General features: G+C 73.5%; 15 protein-coding genes. 11 read left to right on the forward strand and 4 right to left on the reverse strand.

Annotated elements, in window-relative coordinates:
- The first annotated feature begins 923 nt into the window (after positions 1-923).
- Positions 924-1,730 (forward strand): tetratricopeptide repeat protein, encoded by an 807-nt coding sequence (locus OO68_RS32255; RefSeq protein ID WP_078625598.1) that lies wholly within the window; start codon positions 924-926, stop codon positions 1,728-1,730.
- Between the two features lie 79 nt (positions 1,731-1,809).
- On the opposite strand, the gene OO68_RS32260 is transcribed toward OO68_RS32255, so the two are convergent.
- Positions 1,810-3,102: a DUF1015 domain-containing protein gene (locus OO68_RS32260; RefSeq protein ID WP_033312751.1), complete on the reverse strand. Its 1,293-nt coding sequence runs from the start codon at positions 3,100-3,102 to the stop codon at positions 1,810-1,812.
- 72 nt (positions 3,103-3,174) lie between these two features.
- On the opposite strand from OO68_RS32260, the gene OO68_RS32265 reads away from it, so the two are divergent.
- The 4 genes from OO68_RS32265 to OO68_RS32280 all read left to right on the forward strand — a co-directional run bounded on the left by OO68_RS32265 (position 3,175) and on the right by OO68_RS32280 (position 7,276).
- Complete coding sequence (locus OO68_RS32265; protein WP_033312752.1) at positions 3,175-4,206, forward strand: HAD hydrolase-like protein; 1,032 nt, start codon at positions 3,175-3,177, stop codon at positions 4,204-4,206.
- A gap of 108 nt (positions 4,207-4,314) precedes the next feature.
- Positions 4,315-5,358 (forward strand): FecCD family ABC transporter permease, encoded by a 1,044-nt coding sequence (locus OO68_RS32270; RefSeq protein ID WP_033312753.1) that lies wholly within the window; start codon positions 4,315-4,317, stop codon positions 5,356-5,358.
- Positions 5,355-6,395 (forward strand): FecCD family ABC transporter permease, encoded by a 1,041-nt coding sequence (locus OO68_RS32275; RefSeq protein WP_033312754.1) that lies wholly within the window; start codon positions 5,355-5,357, stop codon positions 6,393-6,395. Before OO68_RS32270 ends, OO68_RS32275 begins: the two co-directional genes overlap by 4 nt.
- Positions 6,392-7,276: an ABC transporter ATP-binding protein gene (locus OO68_RS32280; protein WP_033312755.1), complete on the forward strand. Its 885-nt coding sequence runs from the start codon at positions 6,392-6,394 to the stop codon at positions 7,274-7,276. Before OO68_RS32275 ends, OO68_RS32280 begins: the two co-directional genes overlap by 4 nt.
- On the opposite strand, the gene OO68_RS32285 is transcribed toward OO68_RS32280, so the two are convergent.
- The gene (locus OO68_RS32285; protein ID WP_033312756.1) at positions 7,260-7,607 is read right to left on the reverse strand and encodes an SCP2 sterol-binding domain-containing protein; all 348 of its coding nucleotides are present in this window, start codon (positions 7,605-7,607) and stop codon (positions 7,260-7,262) included. The genes OO68_RS32280 and OO68_RS32285 overlap by 17 nt on opposite strands.
- 42 nt (positions 7,608-7,649) lie before the next feature.
- On the opposite strand from OO68_RS32285, the gene OO68_RS32290 reads away from it, so the two are divergent.
- The 5 genes from OO68_RS32290 (at position 7,650) to OO68_RS32310 (ending at position 12,908) form a co-directional block, all read left to right on the forward strand.
- A complete protein-coding gene (locus OO68_RS32290; protein WP_033312757.1) occupies positions 7,650-7,925 on the forward strand; it encodes a hypothetical protein in 276 nt (91 codons plus the stop codon).
- Positions 7,926-7,932: 7 nt separating this feature from the next.
- Positions 7,933-8,748 (forward strand): TlyA family RNA methyltransferase, encoded by an 816-nt coding sequence (locus tag OO68_RS32295; RefSeq protein WP_033312758.1) that lies wholly within the window; start codon positions 7,933-7,935, stop codon positions 8,746-8,748.
- Positions 8,745-9,650 (forward strand): NAD kinase, encoded by a 906-nt coding sequence (locus OO68_RS32300; RefSeq protein ID WP_031112347.1) that lies wholly within the window; start codon positions 8,745-8,747, stop codon positions 9,648-9,650. Before OO68_RS32295 ends, OO68_RS32300 begins: the two co-directional genes overlap by 4 nt.
- 174 nt (positions 9,651-9,824) lie before the next feature.
- The gene (recN, locus tag OO68_RS32305) at positions 9,825-11,543 is read left to right on the forward strand and encodes a DNA repair protein RecN (RefSeq protein ID WP_033312759.1); all 1,719 of its coding nucleotides are present in this window, start codon (positions 9,825-9,827) and stop codon (positions 11,541-11,543) included.
- 222 nt (positions 11,544-11,765) lie between these two features.
- Positions 11,766-12,908, forward strand: coding sequence for a glycosyltransferase family 4 protein (locus tag OO68_RS32310; protein WP_033312760.1), 1,143 nt, complete (start codon positions 11,766-11,768; stop codon positions 12,906-12,908).
- A 15-nt stretch (positions 12,909-12,923) separates the two neighbouring features.
- Here the strand turns inward: OO68_RS32310 and OO68_RS32315 are convergent, their stop codons facing one another.
- Complete coding sequence (locus OO68_RS32315) at positions 12,924-14,576, reverse strand: PucR family transcriptional regulator (RefSeq protein WP_033312761.1); 1,653 nt, start codon at positions 14,574-14,576, stop codon at positions 12,924-12,926.
- Positions 14,577-14,702: 126 nt separating this feature from the next.
- Here OO68_RS32315 and OO68_RS32320 point away from each other — a divergent pair, with 126 nt between their 5' ends.
- Entirely contained in the window at positions 14,703-15,659 is a 957-nt protein-coding gene (locus OO68_RS32320; RefSeq protein WP_033312762.1) for an LLM class F420-dependent oxidoreductase, read from the forward strand.
- Between the two features lie 46 nt (positions 15,660-15,705).
- Here the strand turns inward: OO68_RS32320 and OO68_RS32325 are convergent, their stop codons facing one another.
- The gene (locus OO68_RS32325) at positions 15,706-17,508 is read right to left on the reverse strand and encodes a glycoside hydrolase family 15 protein (RefSeq protein WP_033312763.1); all 1,803 of its coding nucleotides are present in this window, start codon (positions 17,506-17,508) and stop codon (positions 15,706-15,708) included.
- Positions 17,509-17,727: the final 219 nt, after the last annotated feature.

The raw sequence follows: 17,727 nt of genomic DNA on the forward strand, positions 1-17,727 counted from the left end.
GAGGGGGACCGGAGCGACCGGAACGACCGCGGCGGTCAGCGCGGGAGCCGCGGCGGAGACCGTGGGGGCTTCCGCCGCGACAACGACCGAAGCGGCAACGACCGTGGCGGGTTCCGTCGGGACGACCGCGGTGACCGCCCCGATCGTGGAGACCGTGGCGGTTTCCGGCGTGACGACAACCGTGGCGGTGGGTACGGCCGGCGTGACGACCGTGACCGCGGACCGCGCAGGGACGACCGCGACCGTGGTGAGCGCCGCGACGATCGGGACCGTGGCGGTTTCCGGCGTGACGACAACCGTGGCGGTGGGTACGGCCGGCGTGACGACCGTGACCGCGGACCGCGCAGGGACGACCGCGACCGTGGTGTGGCGAGCGGCGCGAGGGCGACCGTGGGGGCTTCCCCCGTCGCGACGACCGGGACCGCGGCGGTTTCCGTCGCGATGACAGCCGCGACCGTGGCTTCCGCGGTGGCGACCGGGACCGCCCCAGGGACGGTGACCGTGGCTTCCGGCGTGACGACCGTGGTCGTGACGACCGTGGTGGTTTCCGTGGCCGTGACGAGCGCCGTGACGAACGTCGCGGGGACGACCGCGGGGAGCGTGGCGGCTTCCGGCGCGACGACGCAGGCCGGGGCGGGCGTCCCGGGTTCCGTCGAGAGGACGGTCCCCGCAGCGACCGCGGCGAGTTCCGCCGCGACGACCGTCGCGACGACCGCCGTGGGGACGACCGCGGTGGCTTCCGCGGCCGTGACGACCGCGGCGGGCGCGGGCCCCGTCGGGACGACCGTGGTGACCGTCCGTCCTTCCGGCGTGACGGCGACCGGCGCGACGGTGACCGGGGTGGCTTCCGCGGCCGTGACGACCGGCGTGGCCCTGGCCGGTTCCGTGAGGAGCGGGACCGGGACCGGGAGCCCATCAAGCGGCTGCCGATCCCCGAAGACGTCACCGGCGACGAGATCGACAAGGACGTACGGCAGGAGCTGCAGAGCCTGCCCAAGACGCTCGCGGAGGACGTCGCCAGGAACCTGGTGATGGTCGCGCGGCTCCTCGACGAGGACCCCGAGGGTGCGTACGGCTACTCCAGGGTCGCGCTGCGGCTGGCTTCGCGTGTCGCCGCCGTGCGGGAGGCGGCCGGGTTCGCCGCCTACGCCAACCAGAAGTACGGCGAGGCGCTGGCCGAGTTCCGGGCCGCCAAGCGGATGACCGGGAACATCGACCTGTGGCCCGTCATGGCCGACTGCGAGCGCGGGCTCGGGCGGCCGGAGAAGGCGCTGGACATGGCCGGGGCGCCCGAGGTGCACAAGCTCGACAAGGCCGGGCAGGTCGAGATGCGGCTCGTCGCGGCCGGCGCGCGGCGGGACATGGGGCAGCTGGACGCGGCCATCGTGACGCTCCAGAGCCCGGAGCTGGCCGCGAACTCCGTGCAGCCGTGGACCGCGCGACTGCGGTACGCCTACGCCGACGCGCTGCTTGCCGCCGGTCGGGAGAGCGAGGCGCGGGAGTGGTTCGCGAAGGCCGTCGAGGCCGACCGCGACGGCAGCACCGACGCCTCGGACCGGCTTGCCGAGCTGGACGGCGTGGAGTTCGTCGACGCCATGGCCGAGGACGAGGACGAGGACGGCGAGGTGCAGGCTCCGGCCGAGTCCGAGGCGAGCGTGGACAAGGACGAGGACGACAAGGACGACGACAAGGACGACGACCAGGACGGCGACCAGGACGACAAGGACTGACGTCCGTCGAAGGAGGGGCGGGTCCCGGCCGTGGTCCGGGGGCCCGCCCCTTCGTCATGCCGTCAGCGGCTTCGCCCTGTCACAGGTCCAGCGCCCGCAGCACCAGGCCCGTGGCCGGCTTCGGGCCGAACGACGTCGACTTGCGGGGCATCGTCACGCCCTGGCGGGCCAGGTCGCGGACGACCTCCTCGCGGACCGGGTGCATCAACACGGCCGTTCCGCCGTCGCGTTCCGCCTTCTCCACCGTGGCCGCCGTGTCGTGGATGTAGGCGATGTGGGCGGGGGAGTCCTCGGGGATGCGCCAGACGTGCTCCAGGAGCGTGGCGTGCAGGACCGTCGCGTCCAGGGTGCGCCAGGCCTCGGGGCGGTCGGCGGGGATCGTGCGGGCCAGCAGGCCGGGGTCCGGATGGTCGACGAGGTGGAAGACGCCGTCGCCGGCCAGCAGGAACGCGTTGCCGGTGCCGGTCGCGTCGGCCAGGGCGTCGAGGGCCTCGGGGAGGCTGACTTCGAGCCGGCGTACGCGGAAACGGCCCTCCAGGGCTGCCACGGCCTCGCCGACCGGCAGGTCGTGCAGCAGGCGGTGGATGGCGCGGACCCGGAGCGGGTACCGGGCCGTGTCGATGAGAAGGACGAGGCCGTGGTCCCACGGGCTGGGCGAGGGGTGTTCCGTGCGGAGGCGGCGGTAGGTCGCCCAGCGGTGGTGGCCGTCGGCGATGAGGGCCTGGTGCCGGCCGAGGCCGGTCTGGATCGCGGCCAGGTCCTCGGGAGAGGTGACCGACCACAGGCGGTGGTGGAAGCCGTCCTCCGTGGTGGTGGCGAGGAGCGGAGGCTGTTCTGCGGTGCGCTCGATCAGCTCGGCCGTGGCAGCCGTCGCGTCATCGCCCCGGTAGGTGAGCAGGAGGGGTTCGAGGTTGGCCGAAGTGGCGCGCATGAGGGCGGCGCGGTCGGCCACGATGTGCGGCATGACGTCCTCGTGCGGCAGCACCACCTGCTCGGCGGGGTCGGACACGCGCAGGGCGCCGATGACGCCGCGCTGCAGCATGCCGTCGCCGTCCTGCTGCTCGTAGAGGTAGAGTCCCGGTTCCGGGTCGGTGGTCAGGACGCCCTCGGACAGCCAGCGGCGCAGGGTGTCGGCGGCCTGTTCGTTGCGGGCGCTGGGCGTGGCGGCCTGCGGGAGGATCAGTCGGACGATGTTGTGCGGGTCGGCGGCCTCGAGGTGGTGCAGGCCGTCGGGGCGTACCACGACGTCGTACGGCGGAGATGTGACGGCGGCTAGGCTGCCGACCCGGTCGGGGTCGTAACGAAGGCCTCGGAACGGGGTGAGTTCCAGGCCTCGGTGCGCCGTCGCCTCCGAGTGACCTGCTGTATTCATCCCGGCATCGTACGGCTGTCGGTGGCATGGGGGATGATCGGGGGAAAGCCGTCGAACGAGGAGCGATGCGGGATGAGCCGGAGCGTCAGGACGAGGCCCGAGGGCAGTGGGCAGGCCCTGAGCGAGGCGTACGACACGGCGCTGCTCGATCTGGACGGCGTCGTGTACGCGGGCGGGAGCGCGATCGTGCACGCGGTCGAGTCGCTGGCCCGGGCCCGGGAGGGCGGTATGCGGCTCGCGTACGTCACGAACAACGCGCTGCGGACGCCGGACACCGTGGCCGGGCATCTGACGGAGCTGGGGATACCGACGGGCGCGGAGGACGTCATCACCTCGGCGCAGGCGGTCGCGCGGCTGATCAGTGAGCAGGTGCCGCAGGGCGCCCGGGTGCTGGTGATCGGCGGTGAGGGGCTGCGGGTCGCGCTGCACGAGCGCGGGCTGGTGCCGGTGGAGTCCGCGGACGACGATCCGGCGGCGGTGGTGCAGGGGTTCGGCGGGGCCGATCTGCCGTGGGGCCGGTTCGCCGAGGCGTCCTACGCGGTGGCCCGGGGCGTGCCGTGGTTCGCGTCCAACACCGACCTGACCATTCCGAGCGGTCGGGGGATCGCGCCGGGCAACGGCGCCGCGGTGGAGGTCGTCCGGATCGCCACGGGTGCCGAGCCGCAGGTCGCGGGCAAGCCGCTGCCCCCGATGCACCGGGAGACGATCCTGCGGACCGGCGCGCAGCGGCCGCTGGTGGTGGGGGACCGGCTGGACACCGACATCGAGGGTGCGTTCAACGGCGACGTCGACTCGCTGCTGGTCCTGACCGGTGTCACCGACGGCGCGCAGCTGCTGGCCGCGCCTCCGCAGCACCGGCCGACGTATGTGGACGCGGATCTGCGCGGAATGCTCGGCCGTCAGCCGGAGGTCGCCGAAGCGGGCGAGGGCGCATTCCGGTGCGGTGGCTTGACGGCGACAGCCGGTACGGACCGGCTGGAGCTCGACGGAGAGGGCGAGGCGCTGGACGGGCTGCGCGCGTTGTGCGCCGCGGCGTGGACGGCAGCCGGTGAGGGTACGTGCGAGTTGGACGGGGGCAAGGCGCTTGCACGGCTGGGTCTCTGAGCGCCTGTCAGCGCTGGGCCTGAGCGTCTGTCAGCGCCCGGGCCGGGTAACCGGGGCGAGGCCGGGCAGAATCTTGCTCGAATGCGAGGGTAGGCTAACCTAACCTGCGTGTTGGTCGAGAGTCCCCCTGAACAGCGCGCGGAGACCGCCCCCGCGCCCCCGGCCCGACGGGCGATGCGAGCCTTCGGGCTGCTCCTGGCCGTCGCGATCCTGGTGCTCGTCGCACTGGCGAGCATCGCGATCGGTGCGAAAGAGCTGTCCCTCGGTCAGGTCTGGCACGGCCTGTTCGAGGACTCGGGGACCTATGGGGACGTCGTGGTGGCGGAGCGGCTGTCGCGGACCGTGCTCGGCCTGCTCGCGGGCGCCGCGCTCGGCCTGGCCGGGGCGGTCCTGCAAGCCCTCACACGCAACCCGCTGGCCGACCCCGGTCTGCTCGGCATCAACGCGGGTGCCTCCGCCGCGGTCGTCACGGCCATCACGTACTTCGGGGTGACCTCGCTCAGCGGCTACGTATGGTTCGCGTTCTTCGGCGCTGCCGCGGTCGGGGCGCTGGTGTGGTTCCTCGGCGGCAGCCGGGGTGCGACACCGGTGCGGCTCGCGCTCGCCGGCACGGCCATCAGCGCCGCGCTGTACGGCTACCTCCAGGCCGTGATGATCATGGACGAGGCCGCGCTCGGCAAGATGCGCTTCTGGACGGTGGGTTCGCTGGCCTCGGCGACCGATTCGACCATCACGCAGGTCCTGCCGTTCCTGCTGACCGGTACGGTCCTGGCGCTGGCGCTCGCCCGGCCGCTCAACGCGATGGCCATGGGGGACGACACCGCCAAGGCCCTCGGCGCCGACCTCAACCGCACGCGGGCGCTGTCCATGCTGGCCGCGACCGTCCTGTGCGGGGCCGCGACCGCCGCGTGCGGGCCGATCGTGTTCGTCGGGCTGATGGTGCCGCACGTCGTGCGCTCCTTCACCGGACCCGACCTGCGCTGGATCCTGCCGTACGCGGCGATCCTGTCGCCCGTGCTGCTGCTCGGAGCCGATGTCATCGGCCGGATCGTGGCCCGGCCCTCGGAGCTCCAGGTGGGCATCGTCACCGCGATCCTCGGCGGCCCGGTGTTCATCTTTCTCGTACGACGGCGGAGGACGGCGCAGCTGTGAAGACCACCAACCGTGCCGTGCGGACGCCGGGCGGCCTCTCGGTACGCCTGGACGCGCGGGCTGTCACCGTCGTGCTCCTGCTGATCGTCGCGGCGCTCGTGGCGAGTGTCGTGCTCATCGGTACCGGCGACTTCCCCATCCCGGCCGCCGACGTGCTGCGGACGCTGGTCGGTGAGGGCAACCCGGGCCAGGAGTTCATCGTCACCGAGCTGCGGCTGCCGCGGGTCCTCGTCGGGCTGCTGGTCGGCGCCTCGCTGGGACTGGGCGGGGCCCTGTTCCAGGCCATCTCCCGCAATCCGCTGGGCAGTCCGGACGTGCTGGGTCTCGGGCAGGGGGCGACGGCCGGCGCACTCGCGGTGATCGTGCTGGGCTCCGGGAGCGCCAACCAGGTCGCGGCCGGGGCGCTGGTGGGCGGCCTGGTGACCGGGCTCGCCATCTATGTGCTCGCCTGGAAGCGGGGGGTGCACGGCTACCGGCTCGTCCTGGTCGGTATCGGCGTCTCCGCGATCGTCACGGCGGTCAACGGCTACCTGCTCACCAAGTCCGACATCGTGGACGCGGCCCGTGCGGTCGTGTGGATGACCGGGTCCCTCGACGGCCGGGACTGGGACCAGGTGTGGCCGCTGCTCGCGCTGACCGCCGTGCTGGTGCCGCTCGTCCTCGTCAACGCGCGCGGGCTGCGGATGATGGAGATGGGCGACGACGTCTCGTACGCCCTCGGGGTGCGGGTCGAGCGCGTACGGCTGCTGCTCATGGCGGCGGCTGTGCTGCTCACCGCGTCCGCCACCGCCGCGGCCGGTCCCGTCAGCTTCGTCGCGCTCACCGCGCCGCAGCTGGCCCGGCGCCTGACCCGCTCGCCCGGGCCGAACCTGCTGCCCTCGCTGTGCATGGGCGCGGCGCTGCTGGTCGTCGCCGACTGGGTCTCGCAGCGGGCGTTCGGCGCCGAGCAGCTGCCCGTGGGCGTGGTCACCGGTGTGCTCGGCGGGGTCTACCTGCTGTGGCTGCTGGTCAGCGAGCGCAGGGCGGGCCGGATATGAGCGCCGGGGTGGAGAAGAGCACCAGCGGACTGAACAACCAAGGGAGCACCGTGAACCGCCTGTCCGCCGAGAACGTCACCCTCGCCTACGACCAGCGGGTCATCGCGGAGCGGTTGTCGGTGGCGATACCCGACAACTCCTTCACCGTGATCGTGGGCCCCAACGCGTGCGGCAAGTCGACACTGCTGCGGGCGCTGTCGCGGATGCTCAAGCCGAGCGAGGGCCGGGTGCTGCTCGACGGGCAGGTCATCCAGTCGATGCCCGCGAAGAAGGTCGCGCGGACCCTCGGGCTGCTGCCCCAGTCGTCCATCGCGCCCGACGGCATCACGGTCGCCGACCTGGTCGGCCGCGGCCGCTACCCGCACCAGGGAATCCTGCGCCAGTGGTCGGCCGAGGACGAGCGCGTCGTGCAGGAGTCCATGCGGCAGACCGGCGTGGCCGAACTCGGCGACCGCTACGTCGACGAACTCTCCGGCGGCCAGCGCCAGCGCGTGTGGATCGCCATGGCGCTCGCCCAGCAGACACCGCTGCTCCTCCTCGACGAGCCGACGACGTACCTGGACATCCAGCACCAGATCGACGTGCTGGACCTGTGCGCGGAGCTGCACGAGGAGCAGGGGCGCACGCTCGTCGCCGTGCTGCACGATCTGAACCACGCCGCCCGTTACGCCACCCACCTCATCGCCCTGCGCGAGGGCCGGGTCATCGCCGAGGGCGCGCCGAAGGACATCGTCACGGCCGGACTGGTCGAGGAGGTCTTCGGGCTGCGCTGCCAGGTCGTCGACGACCCGGAGACGGGCACGCCGCTGGTCGTGCCTGCGGCCCGCAAGGCCCGCGCCCACGCCGCGGGCGGGAAGGCCGCGGCTACAGAAGCTTCCTGAGCTGGAGCAGGTCCCGCACACCGGCGTGCAGCTTCACCCGGCCCGAGCCCCAGGCCTTGGCGAAGTTCAGCTCGCCGCCCACCAGGGCCACCAGGTCGTCGCCGGTCATGGCGAGTCTGATCTCGGCCTTGCCCGGCGGCGGCCCCGGCACGGTGTCGTGCACCTCGATCCGCCCGCCGCGCATCCGGCCGGTGAAGGTGACGTCGAGGTCCGTGATGTGGCAGCTCACCGAACGGTCCAGGGCCGCGGCGTCGCGGACGTCCCCTTCGGCGCGCTGCATGTTGTCCGAGAGCTTGTCGAGTGCGCTGCGGCACTCCTCGATCGTGGCCATCGCGATCGACGGTACCGCAGCGGTTCGCGGTAGCGTCGTGGCATGGACGACGCAGTTCCCGGGACCCCGCCGGCGGCGGAGGACGAACCGGTGCACGACCCCGCCGCCCCGGCCCCCCTGAACGTGCCCCGCACGCCGACCGGCGATGCCGGTGTGGACGCGGCCCTGGACCGGCTCGGTGACGCGGACCACCTCGCCACGGACGGGCATCTCGAGGTGTACGAGGATGTACACCGGGGGCTGCGCGACGCGCTCACCGCGCTCGACGTACGCCCGGGACCTCCGGTGCCCCCGATGCCGCACGCACCTAGGAGCTGAACCGAACGTGGCAGGAGTCGCACGACGCCGTCTGGACGCGGAGCTGGTCCGCCGGAAGCTCGCGCGCTCGCGCGAGCACGCCGCGCAGCTGATCGCCGCGGGGCGGGTCTCCGTCGGCAAGACCGTCGCGACCAAACCCGCCACGCAGGTGGAGACCGCGGCCGCGATCGTGGTGGCCCAGGACGACAGCGACCCCGACTACGTCTCGCGCGGCGGCCACAAGCTGGCCGGGGCGCTCGCGGTGTTCGCTCTGCAGGGGCTGGCCGTTGAGGGGCGCAGGGCGCTCGACGCGGGCGCGTCCACCGGCGGTTTCACCGATGTCCTGTTGCGGGCGGGCGCCGCGCACGTCGTCGCCGTGGACGTCGGATACGGACAACTCGCGTGGTCCCTGCAGAAGGATGAACGCGTCACCGTCAAGGACCGTACGAACGTACGCGAGTTGACGCTTGAAGCGATCGATGGGGAGCCAGTGGATCTTGTCGTGGGGGATCTGTCCTTCATCCCGCTCGGGCTGGTCCTGCCCGCTCTGACGCGGTGCGTGAAGCCGGACGCCGACCTGGTGATGATGGTCAAGCCGCAGTTCGAGGTCGGCAAGGAGCGCCTCGGCAGCGGGGGAGTGGTACGCAGCACCCAGCTGCGGGCCGAGGCGGTGCGGGGGGTGGCCGAGAAGGCCTGGGGGCTGGGGCTCGGGGTGAGGGGCGTGACGGCCAGTCCGCTGCCCGGGCCGTCGGGGAATGTCGAATACTTTCTGTGGCTGCGGTCCGGGGCACCGGAACTGGACCCGGCCGAGGCAGACCGTGCAGTGGCGGAGGGGCCGCGTTGACCGAGAACCGAGCTCGTACTGTATTCCTGCTCGCCCACACGGGCCGGCCCGCGGCCGTGCGCAGTGCCGAGCTCGTCGTGAAGGGGCTGCTGCGCTCCGGTCTGGGCGTGCGCGTCCTGGAGGCCGAGGCGCGCGACCTGCCTCTGCCGGCCGAGGTGGAACTGGTCAAGGAGGCCACTCCGCAGTGCCTCGACGGCTGTGAGCTGCTGATCGTGCTGGGTGGTGACGGCACGCTGCTGCGCGGTGCCGAGTTCGCGCGGGCGTCGGGTGTGCCGATGCTCGGCGTCAACCTCGGGCGCGTCGGGTTCCTCGCGGAGGCCGAGCGGGACGACCTCGACAAGGTCGTCGACCGGGTGGTCACCAAGGCGTACGAGGTCGAGGAGCGGATGACCGTCGACGTCGTCGTGCACCGCAACGGGGACATCGTGCACACGGACTGGGCGCTGAACGAGGCGGCCGTGCAGAAGGTGTCCGCCGAGCGGATGCTGGAGATCGTCCTGGAGATCGACGGGCGGCCGGTCACGGGGTTCGGCTGCGACGGGATCGTGTGTGCGACGCCCACGGGGTCGACGGCGTACGCCTTCTCGGCGGGCGGGCCGGTGGTGTGGCCGGAGGTCGAGGCGCTGCTGATGGTGCCGATCTCCGCGCACGCGCTGTTCGCGAAGCCGCTCGTGACATCGCCGGATTCTGTGTTGGCTGTGGAGGTTCTGCCACACATTCCGCCGGGGGTTCTGTGGTGCGACGGGCGGCGGACGGTCGAGTTGCCGCCCGGGGCGCGGGTGGAGGTGCGGCGGGGGGCCGTGCCGGTGCGGTTGGCGCGGCTGCATCATGCTTCTTTCACGGACCGGCTGGTGGCCAAGTTCGCGCTGCCTGTTTCCGGGTGGCGGGGCGCACCTCACTAGCGGCTCGTGGGGAGGGTGCGGGTGGTCTGTGGCTTGTCGCGCCCACGTGGCGGAGCCGCACATCGATACAGCCCCGCGCCCCTAGGAGCCGATCACCACTCTCGTGGGTGACAGGGGCGGGCCAGTCGCACTCGCCCGCCCGGACCTCGTAAGGTCGTGTCCGTGTTGGAGGAGATGCGGATACGGTCGCTGGGCGTGATCGACGATGCTGTCGTCGAGCTGTCGCCCGGGTTCACCGCGGTCACCGGTGAGACGGGTGCGGGCAAGACCATGGTGGTCACCAGCCTGGGGTTGCTGCTGGGCGGGCGGGCCGACCCGGCGCTCGTGCGGATCGGGGCCGGTAAGGCCGTCGTGGAGGGGCGGATCACCGTCCCGCGGGGCGCCGCGGTCGCCGTACGCGCCGAGGAGGCCGGGGCCGAGCTCGACGACGGGGCCCTGCTGATCAGCCGTACCGTCTCCGCCGAGGGGCGCTCACGGGCGCACCTGGGCGGGCGCGGCGTGCCCGTGGGCGTGCTGGCCGAGCTCGCCGACGAGCTGGTGGCCGTGCACGGGCAGACCGACCAGCAGGGGCTGCTCAAGCTGTCCCGGCAGCGGCAGGCGCTCGACCGGTACGCGGGCGACGCGGTCGCCGGGCCGCTGGCCAAGTACGGCGAGGCGTACAAGCGGCTGCGGGCCGTCGCCGCCGAGCTCGACGAGATCACCACCCGGGCCCGCGAGCGGGCCCAGGAGGCCGATCTGCTGCGCTTCGGGCTCGACGAGATCGCCGCCGTCGAGCCCCGCGCGGGCGAGGACGTGGAGCTGGCCGAGGAGGCCGAGCGGCTCGGGCACGCCGAGGCGCTGGCGTCCGCCGCCGCGGTCGCGCACGCCGGCCTCGCGGGTAACCCCGAGGACCCGGAGGGCGTCGACGCCGGGACGCTCGTCGCGGGCGCGCAGCGGGCCCTGGACGCCGTACGGTCGCACGATCCGGCGCTGGCCGCGCTCGCCGACCGCATCGGGGAGATCGGGATCCTGCTGCGCGACGCGGCCGGTGACCTGGCGGGGTACGCCGACGATCTGGACGCCGATCCGCTGCGGCTGGCGGCCGTCCAGGAGCGGCGGGCCGCGCTCACCGGGCTGACGCGCAAGTACGGCGAGGACATCGCCACCGTGCTGGCCTGGGCCGAGCAGAGCGCCGCCCGGCTGACCGAACTGGACGGCGACGACGAGCGGATCGGGGAGCTGACCGCCGAGCGGGACGCGCTGCGGTCCGAACTGGGCGGGCTGGCGCAGGCGCTGACGGACGCCCGGACCGAGGCCGCCGAACGGTTCGCCGCCGCCGTGACCGCCGAGCTGGCCTCGCTCGCCATGCCGCACGCGCGGGTGTCCTTCGACATCCGGCAGACCGAGGACCCCGAGGGCGTCGAGGTCGGCGGGCGTCCGGTCGCCTACGGTCCCGCGGGCGCCGACGAGGTCGAGCTGCTGCTCGCCCCGCACCCGGGGGCGCCGCCGCGGCCGATCGCCAAGGGTGCGTCCGGCGGTGAACTGTCGCGTGTGATGCTGGCCGTGGAGGTGGTGTTCGCGGGGACGGACCCGGTGCCGACGTACCTCTTCGACGAGGTCGACGCCGGGGTCGGCGGCAAGGCGGCGGTCGAGATCGGCCGGCGGCTCGCACGGCTGGCGAAGACCGCGCAGGTCGTGGTCGTGACGCACCTGCCCCAGGTGGCCGCCTTCGCCGACCGGCAGCTGCTGGTCGAGAAGACCAACGACGGGTCCGTGACCCGCTCCGGTGTCAAGGTCCTCGAAGGTGAGGACCGGGTCCGGGAGCTGTCCCGCATGCTCGCCGGCCAGGAGGACTCCGAGACGGCCCGGGCGCACGCGGAGGAGCTGCTGGCGGCGGCCCGGGCGGACGGTTAGCACGGAGCGGCGCACTTTTGGTGGTGCGGCAAGGCCGGGCGGGTCGCCCGATTTCACTCGTGTGGGTGACCCGGCCCGGGGCGTTCCCCCGCTGCCGCGCCCCGCTGCCGTGGCGCAGGGGTTCCGGCGTTCCCGGAACCCCCTTGTGTCCTGGCATCCTTGGCGGAGTACGCGTGCGAAACCTCGTCGTGACCGTCCAACCCGAACCAGGAGCCCGGCCACGTGACCCCCGTGAGCAGCCACTCACAGCATGGCCAGTTGCCGCTGCGCACCGTGCAGGTGCTGGGCGGCGGCAATGCCGCCAGCAGTGCGCATGTGCGCTCGCTGGCCGCGGGGCTCGTCGCGCGGGGCGTGAAGGTCACGGTGTGCGCCCCCTATGAGGCCGATCAAGCCTACGACTTCAGCGGTGTCGGGGCCGACCACGTGCACGTGCCGCGCAGCAGCGACCCGGTGTCGGTGGCCGCGCTGCGGGCGGCCTGCGCCAACGCCGATCTGGTGCACGCGCACGGACTGCACGCCTCCTTCCGCACCGTGCTCGCCCTCAGCGGGCGACGCGTGCGGACTCCGCTGGTGGTGACGTGGCACGACCGGGCGCACGCCGACGGCGCGCGGGCCCACATGCTGCGCGTGCTGGAGCGAAGGGTCGTGAAGGCGGCCACGGTCGTGCTGGGGACGACCTCGGCGCTGGTGGACCGGGCCCGGCTCACCGGCGCGCGGGACGCCCGGCTGGCGGCCGTCGCGCTGCCCGGCCCGCGCAGGCCCCGCGAGCCCGACGACCCCGACCGGCGGCGGCCCAAGGTGCGCGCCGAACTCGGCGCCATCGGACGGCCGTTGCTGATGGCCGTCGGCTCCCTGGAACGCCACCGCGGATACGACGTGCTGCTGGACGCCGCGCGCGCCTGGCGCCGCCTCGATCCCGTGCCGCAGGTCGTGATCGCCGGAGAGGGCCCGCTACGCGGTGAACTCCAGGCGCGGATCGAGGAGGAGGAGCTGCCGGTCCGGCTCATCGGGCGGCGCGAGGACATCACCGACCTGCTCGCCGCGGCCGACCTCGCCCTGCTGCCGAGCCGCTGGGAGGCGCGCTCCGTCCTCGCCCAGGAGGCCCTGTACGCACGCGTGCCGCTTGTCGCGACGGAGGTCGGCGGCATCCCCGAACTCGTCGGCGACGCGGCCGAACTCGTCCCGTACGGCGACGCGAAGGCCCTCGCCGACGCCGTCGTGCGGCTGCTCGGCGACCAGGGGCGGCGGGACCTGCTGGCCGACAAGGGCGCCCGCCAGGCCGCCGGCTGGCCGACCGAGGACGAGACGGTCGCCCAAGTGCTCAGCGTGTACGACGAGTTGACCCAGCCCCGGCCCCTCCCCTAGCAGCCCCCGGCAGCCCTACGAGACGTGCCTGCGGGCCCGCAGGGCCAGGCTCAGGGCCAAAACCGTCTGCGGGTCGTCGAGGTCCGTGCCCAGCAGCTCCCCGATGCGGGCCAGGCGGTTGTACAGGGTCTGCCGGTTGAGATGCAGCTCGCGGGCCGTCTCCGCCTTGCGTCCCGCGTGGGCGAGGTAGGTCGTGAGCGTGGGCAGCAGCGGCGGCCGGGAGCGGCGGTCGTGCTCCAGCAGCGGGCCGAGGGCGCGGTCGACAAAGGCCGCCAGGTCCTCGTGGTCGCGCAGCCGCCACAGCAGCAGGTCGATGTCGAGGCGGCGGGCGTCGTACCAGGGCCGGTCCGGCAGGCCCTGGGCCGCCGTGGCCGTCTCGGCCGCGTGCCGCAGGCCCGAGGCGGCCGAGGGCCAGCCGCCGGCTGTCCCCACGACCATCACGGGCGGCTGCCCGCCCGGCCGCGGCAGCCCGGCCCGGCCCACACCGGCCCGCAGAGCCGCCGCCACCCGGTCCGCAACCGCCGCCCGCTCCGGCTCCGCGCGCAGCCCGAGCAGCACCAGCACCCGGCCCTCCACCGGCCGCACCCCGAGCAGCACCGGCACGCCCACCGACGCCAGCTCCTCCGAGACCGCCCGGGCCAGCACGGCCCAGCCACCCCCGCTCTCGTCCGGGGACAGGGCGTCCCCGAGCCGCATGACCACCGGCAGCAGTGGGCCGCTACCCGGCCGGAACCCGAGCACACGGGCCTGCGCCGGGGCGTCCTCGGCCGCGACGCGGCCCTCGGCGAGGTCGGTGAGGAAGTCGCCGCGCCCGCGCGCCGCCAGTTCCTCCTCCTGGCGGGCCTGCATCAGCACCACGGCCAGGATGCCCGCGGCCCGCTCGGCGGCCATCCGGTGCACCGGCGCCAGGGGAGTCCGCACGGGCAGCAGAACGAGCCGGGCCCGTACGCCCCCGCTGCCCGGCCCGCCGCCCGGCACGTCCACGAGCACCGACCCCGCGAGCGGCGGCTCGTCCTTGTGCTGGCCGCGCAGCCCCTCCCACACCTGGAGCGGGTCCGCGCCCTCGGGCCCGGACCCGGCCGCGTACAGCAACTGCCCGTCCGCCGTCTCCAGGAACACCGGGTTCGCGGCGAAGTCGGCGAGGATGCCGAGCACGTGGGGCACCCCGCCGCCGCCCAGCAGGGCCTGCGTGCACCGCCGGTGCACCTCCTCGGCCCGCTGAAGCAGGGCGTAGTGACCGTTGACGATCTCGGTGTGGACCTCCTCCGTGACCGTGACGAAGGGCACCTCGCGGTGCAGCTGGACGAGCGGCAGCCCGGCGGAGCGTGCCGTGTCGACGAGGGCCGCGGGCAGCCGGGTGAAGCGCGGACCGAGCTCCACGACCAGGGCCGCGATGCCGCGCTCCGCCAGGGTGCGCACGAACGCCCGCTGCTCGGCGGGGCGCGTGCCGAGGCCGTAGCCCGTGGTCAGCAGGAGTTCGCCGCCCTTGAGCAGGGAGGCGATGTGCGGCACCTCGCCGGCGTGCACCCAGCGCACGGTCCGCCCGAGCCGCTCGGCGCCCGCCAGCACCTCGGGCAGCCCGCTGCGCAGCCCCGGCAGCTCCAGCGCCCGCTGCACGGTGATCCCGGCGCCCTGGGTGTCGTAACCGCTGTCCGTCCCGCTCTCCATGTGCCGGACGCTACCCGCGCGGAAGCCTCGCGGACATCTCCGGCGGGGCACCGAAACGATCACCGTCCGGATCCGGCGCCCGCTCTCCCCGGATTAGCGCGTGATCGACCGGGTACGGGCGCCGTCATGGACATGAGCGTGGTGGCGGTGGGGCGGGAGGACGACAGTCCGGTCGAGGAGCCGTTGCGGGTCGCGGTGCTCGCCGACCGGCTCGGGTACCGGGAGGTCTGGGCCGGCGAGGGACCCACGTGGGACTCGTTCGTCCTGGCGACGGCGATCGGCGCCGCCACCGAGCAGGTCGCGCTGACCGCCGGGCCCGTACCGGTGTCGGTGCGCGATCCGCTCACCATCGTCCGGGGCGCCGCGTCCACCGCGGCCGTCACCGGCCGTCCCGTCGGCGTGGCCCTGGGCACCTCCAGCAAGCGGGTCGTCGAGGGAGTGCACGGCCGGCCGCGCACCCGGCCCGCGGCGGCCCTCGCGGAGTCGGCGGCGGCCGTACGGGCGCTGATGGGCAGCGTGCCGGGTGAGCCGATCGTGCCCGGCAGCGGCTTCCCGCGCCGCCTGTCACCGCCTGGAGGCATGGTCACCGTCGCCGCGTTCGGGGAGCGGGCGGTCGCCGCCGCCGTCGCGCACGCCGACCGGATGCTGCTCGACCTCGTCTCGCCCGAGCAGGTCCGCGTGCTGCGCGACCGGATGCTCGCGGCCGCCGAGAAGGCCGGCCGTACCCCGCCGCGACTGACCGCCTGGCTGCCCGCCGCCGTCGATCCGGAGCCGGAGACGCTCACGCAGGTCCTGCGCAGCGTCGTCGGCTACCTGGCGGTGCCGGGCTACAGCGACATGTTCGTCGACGCGGGCTTCGCCGAGGTCGTCGAGCTGGCCGCCAAGGGCGCCGACGCCGACACCCTGCTGCGGGCGCTGCCGCCCGAGGCGGCCGGCACGGTCGCCCTCGTCGGCGACACCGCCACCGTCCGCGCCCGGATCGCCGCCTACGCCGAGGCCGGACTGGACGAGATAGCCCTCGTCCCGGCCACGGCCGCGGACCCCGCGGGGGAACGCACGCTCACGGCCCTCAGGCCGGAGTGAGGCCCACGGGAGGGCCGGAGCGGCACCCCCGAATGCCGCCCCCCGTTCAGCCGCCGTACGCGCCCGAAGCCGTCAGGCGCAGTGCCGTGTCGATGAGCGGCACGTGGCTGAAGGCCTGCGGGAAGTTGCCGACCTGGCGCTGCAGACGCGGGTCCCACTCCTCGGCCAGCAGGCCGAGGTCGTTGCGCAGGGACAACAGCTTCTCGAACAGCTTGCGGGCCTCGTCGACGCGTCCGATCATCGCCAGGTCGTCGGCCATCCAGAACGAGCAGGCCAGGAACGCGCCCTCGTCACCGGGCAGACCGTCGACGTTCTCGTCGCCACTGGTGGTCGGGTAGCGCAGGATGAAGCCGTCCGGCGTGGACAGCTCCCGCTGGATCGCCTCGATCGTGCCGATGACCCGCTTGTCGTCCGGCGGCAGGAAGCCCATCTGCGGGATCAGCAGCAGCGAGGCGTCCAGCTCCTTCGAGCCGTACGACTGCGTGAACGTGTTGCGCTCCTTGTCGTAGCCCCGCTCGCACACGTCCCGGTGGATGTCGTCGCGCAGCTCCCGCCAGCGCTCCAGCGGGCCGTCCGCGTCACCGGACTCGATCAGCTTGATCGTGCGGTCGACCGCGACCCAGGCCATCACCTTGGAGTGCACGAAGTGGCGGCGCGGGCCGCGCACCTCCCAGATGCCCTCGTCCGGCTCCTGCCAGTGGTCCTCCAGGTAGCGGATCAGCTTCAGCTGGAGCAGCGAGGCGTAGTCGTTGCGGGCGAGGCCCGTCATGTGGGCGAGGTGCAGGGCCTCGGTGACCTCGCCGTACACGTCCAGCTGGAGCTGGTGGGCCGCGCCGTTGCCGACCCGGACCGGGCCGGAGTTCTCGTAGCCCGGCAGCCAGTCCAGCTCCGCCTCGCCGAGCTCGCGCTCACCGGCGATGCCGTACATGATCTGGAGGTTCTCCGGGTCGCCGGCGACCGCCCGCAGCAGCCACTCGCGCCAGGCACGGGCCTCCTCGCGGTAGCCGGTGCGCAGCAGCGAGGACAGCGTGATCGCCGCGTCGCGCAGCCAGGTGTAGCGGTAGTCCCAGTTGCGGACGCCGCCGATGTCCTCCGGCAGGGAGGTGGTCGGCGCGGCGACGATGCCGCCGGTCGGGGCGTACGTCAGGGCCTTCAGCGTGATCAGCGAGCGCACCACGGCCTCGCGGTAGGGGCCGTGGTACGTACAGTGGTCGACCCACTCGCGCCAGAAGTCCTCCGTCGCCTCCAGCGACTGCTCCGGCTCCGGCAGCGGCGGCGGCTCCTTGTGCGAGGGCTGCCAGGAGATCGTGAACGCGATCCGGTCACCCGGCGCGACCGTGAAGTCCGCGTACGTCGTCAGCGACTTGCCGTAGGTCTCCGCGGATGTGTCGAACCACACCGAGTCCGGGCCCGCGACGGCCACCGTGCGCCCCTCGTGCTTGTGCACCCACGGCACCACCCGTCCGTAGGAGAACCGCATCCTGAGCGCCGAGCGCATCGGCACGCGGCCCGAGACGCCCTCCACAATCCGGATCAGCTGCGGGGCGCCGTCACGCGGCGGCATGAAGTCGGTCACCCGGACCGTGCCCCGCTGGGTGTCCCACTCGGACTCCAGGATCAGCGAGTCGCCCCGGTAGCTGCGCCGCGCCGCGGTGGGGGGCTGCTGGTCGGAGGCGTACGCGGGGCCGAGCCGCCAGAAGCCGTGCTCCTCGGTGCCCAGCAGGCCGGCGAAGATGGCGTGCGAGTCGAAGCGGGGCAGGCACAGCCAGTCGACTGTGCCGTCCCGGCAGACCAGGGCAGCGGTCTGCATGTCTCCGATGAGTGCGTAGTCTTCGATGCGCCCGGCCACGTGCAACTCCAGTCGAACGGCCACGTCACCCCACGAGGGGGCTGTCGCTAGTGCGGTCAAGGGGGGTTTCAGCAAGTCTTGCAATGCGTCGTTGAGCGATGAAGCAAAACAGGTCACTCAGCCGTCATGCAAAGCGCCAATTGTTGCTCAACGAACTGACGAGCTCACGTTGTTCCGGTGCTTACGGGCGGGGGGTGGTGCCGTTGGGCCGGACGGGCT

The organism is Streptomyces iakyrus, from assembly GCF_000717055.1.
In the GTDB taxonomy this organism is placed as follows: domain Bacteria; phylum Actinomycetota; class Actinomycetes; order Streptomycetales; family Streptomycetaceae; genus Streptomyces; species Streptomyces iakyrus.

What these genes read in the sequence shown, in the direction of transcription:
- OO68_RS32260 (WP_033312751.1), bottom strand. Translation starts at nt 3,102, where the DNA reads ATGAATACAGCAGGTCACTCGGAGGCGACGGCGCACCGAGGCCTGGAA.
- OO68_RS32265 (WP_033312752.1), top strand. Translation starts at nt 3,175, where the DNA reads ATGAGCCGGAGCGTCAGGACGAGGCCCGAGGGCAGTGGGCAGGCCCTG.
- OO68_RS32280 (WP_033312755.1), top strand. Translation starts at nt 6,392, where the DNA reads ATGAGCGCCGGGGTGGAGAAGAGCACCAGCGGACTGAACAACCAAGGG.
- OO68_RS32285 (WP_033312756.1), bottom strand. Translation starts at nt 7,607, where the DNA reads ATGGCCACGATCGAGGAGTGCCGCAGCGCACTCGACAAGCTCTCGGAC.
- OO68_RS32290 (WP_033312757.1), top strand. Translation starts at nt 7,650, where the DNA reads ATGGACGACGCAGTTCCCGGGACCCCGCCGGCGGCGGAGGACGAACCG.
- recN (WP_033312759.1), top strand. Translation starts at nt 9,825, where the DNA reads ATGCGGATACGGTCGCTGGGCGTGATCGACGATGCTGTCGTCGAGCTG.
- OO68_RS32315 (WP_033312761.1), bottom strand. Translation starts at nt 14,576, where the DNA reads ATGGAGAGCGGGACGGACAGCGGTTACGACACCCAGGGCGCCGGGATC.
- OO68_RS32320 (WP_033312762.1), top strand. Translation starts at nt 14,703, where the DNA reads ATGGACATGAGCGTGGTGGCGGTGGGGCGGGAGGACGACAGTCCGGTC.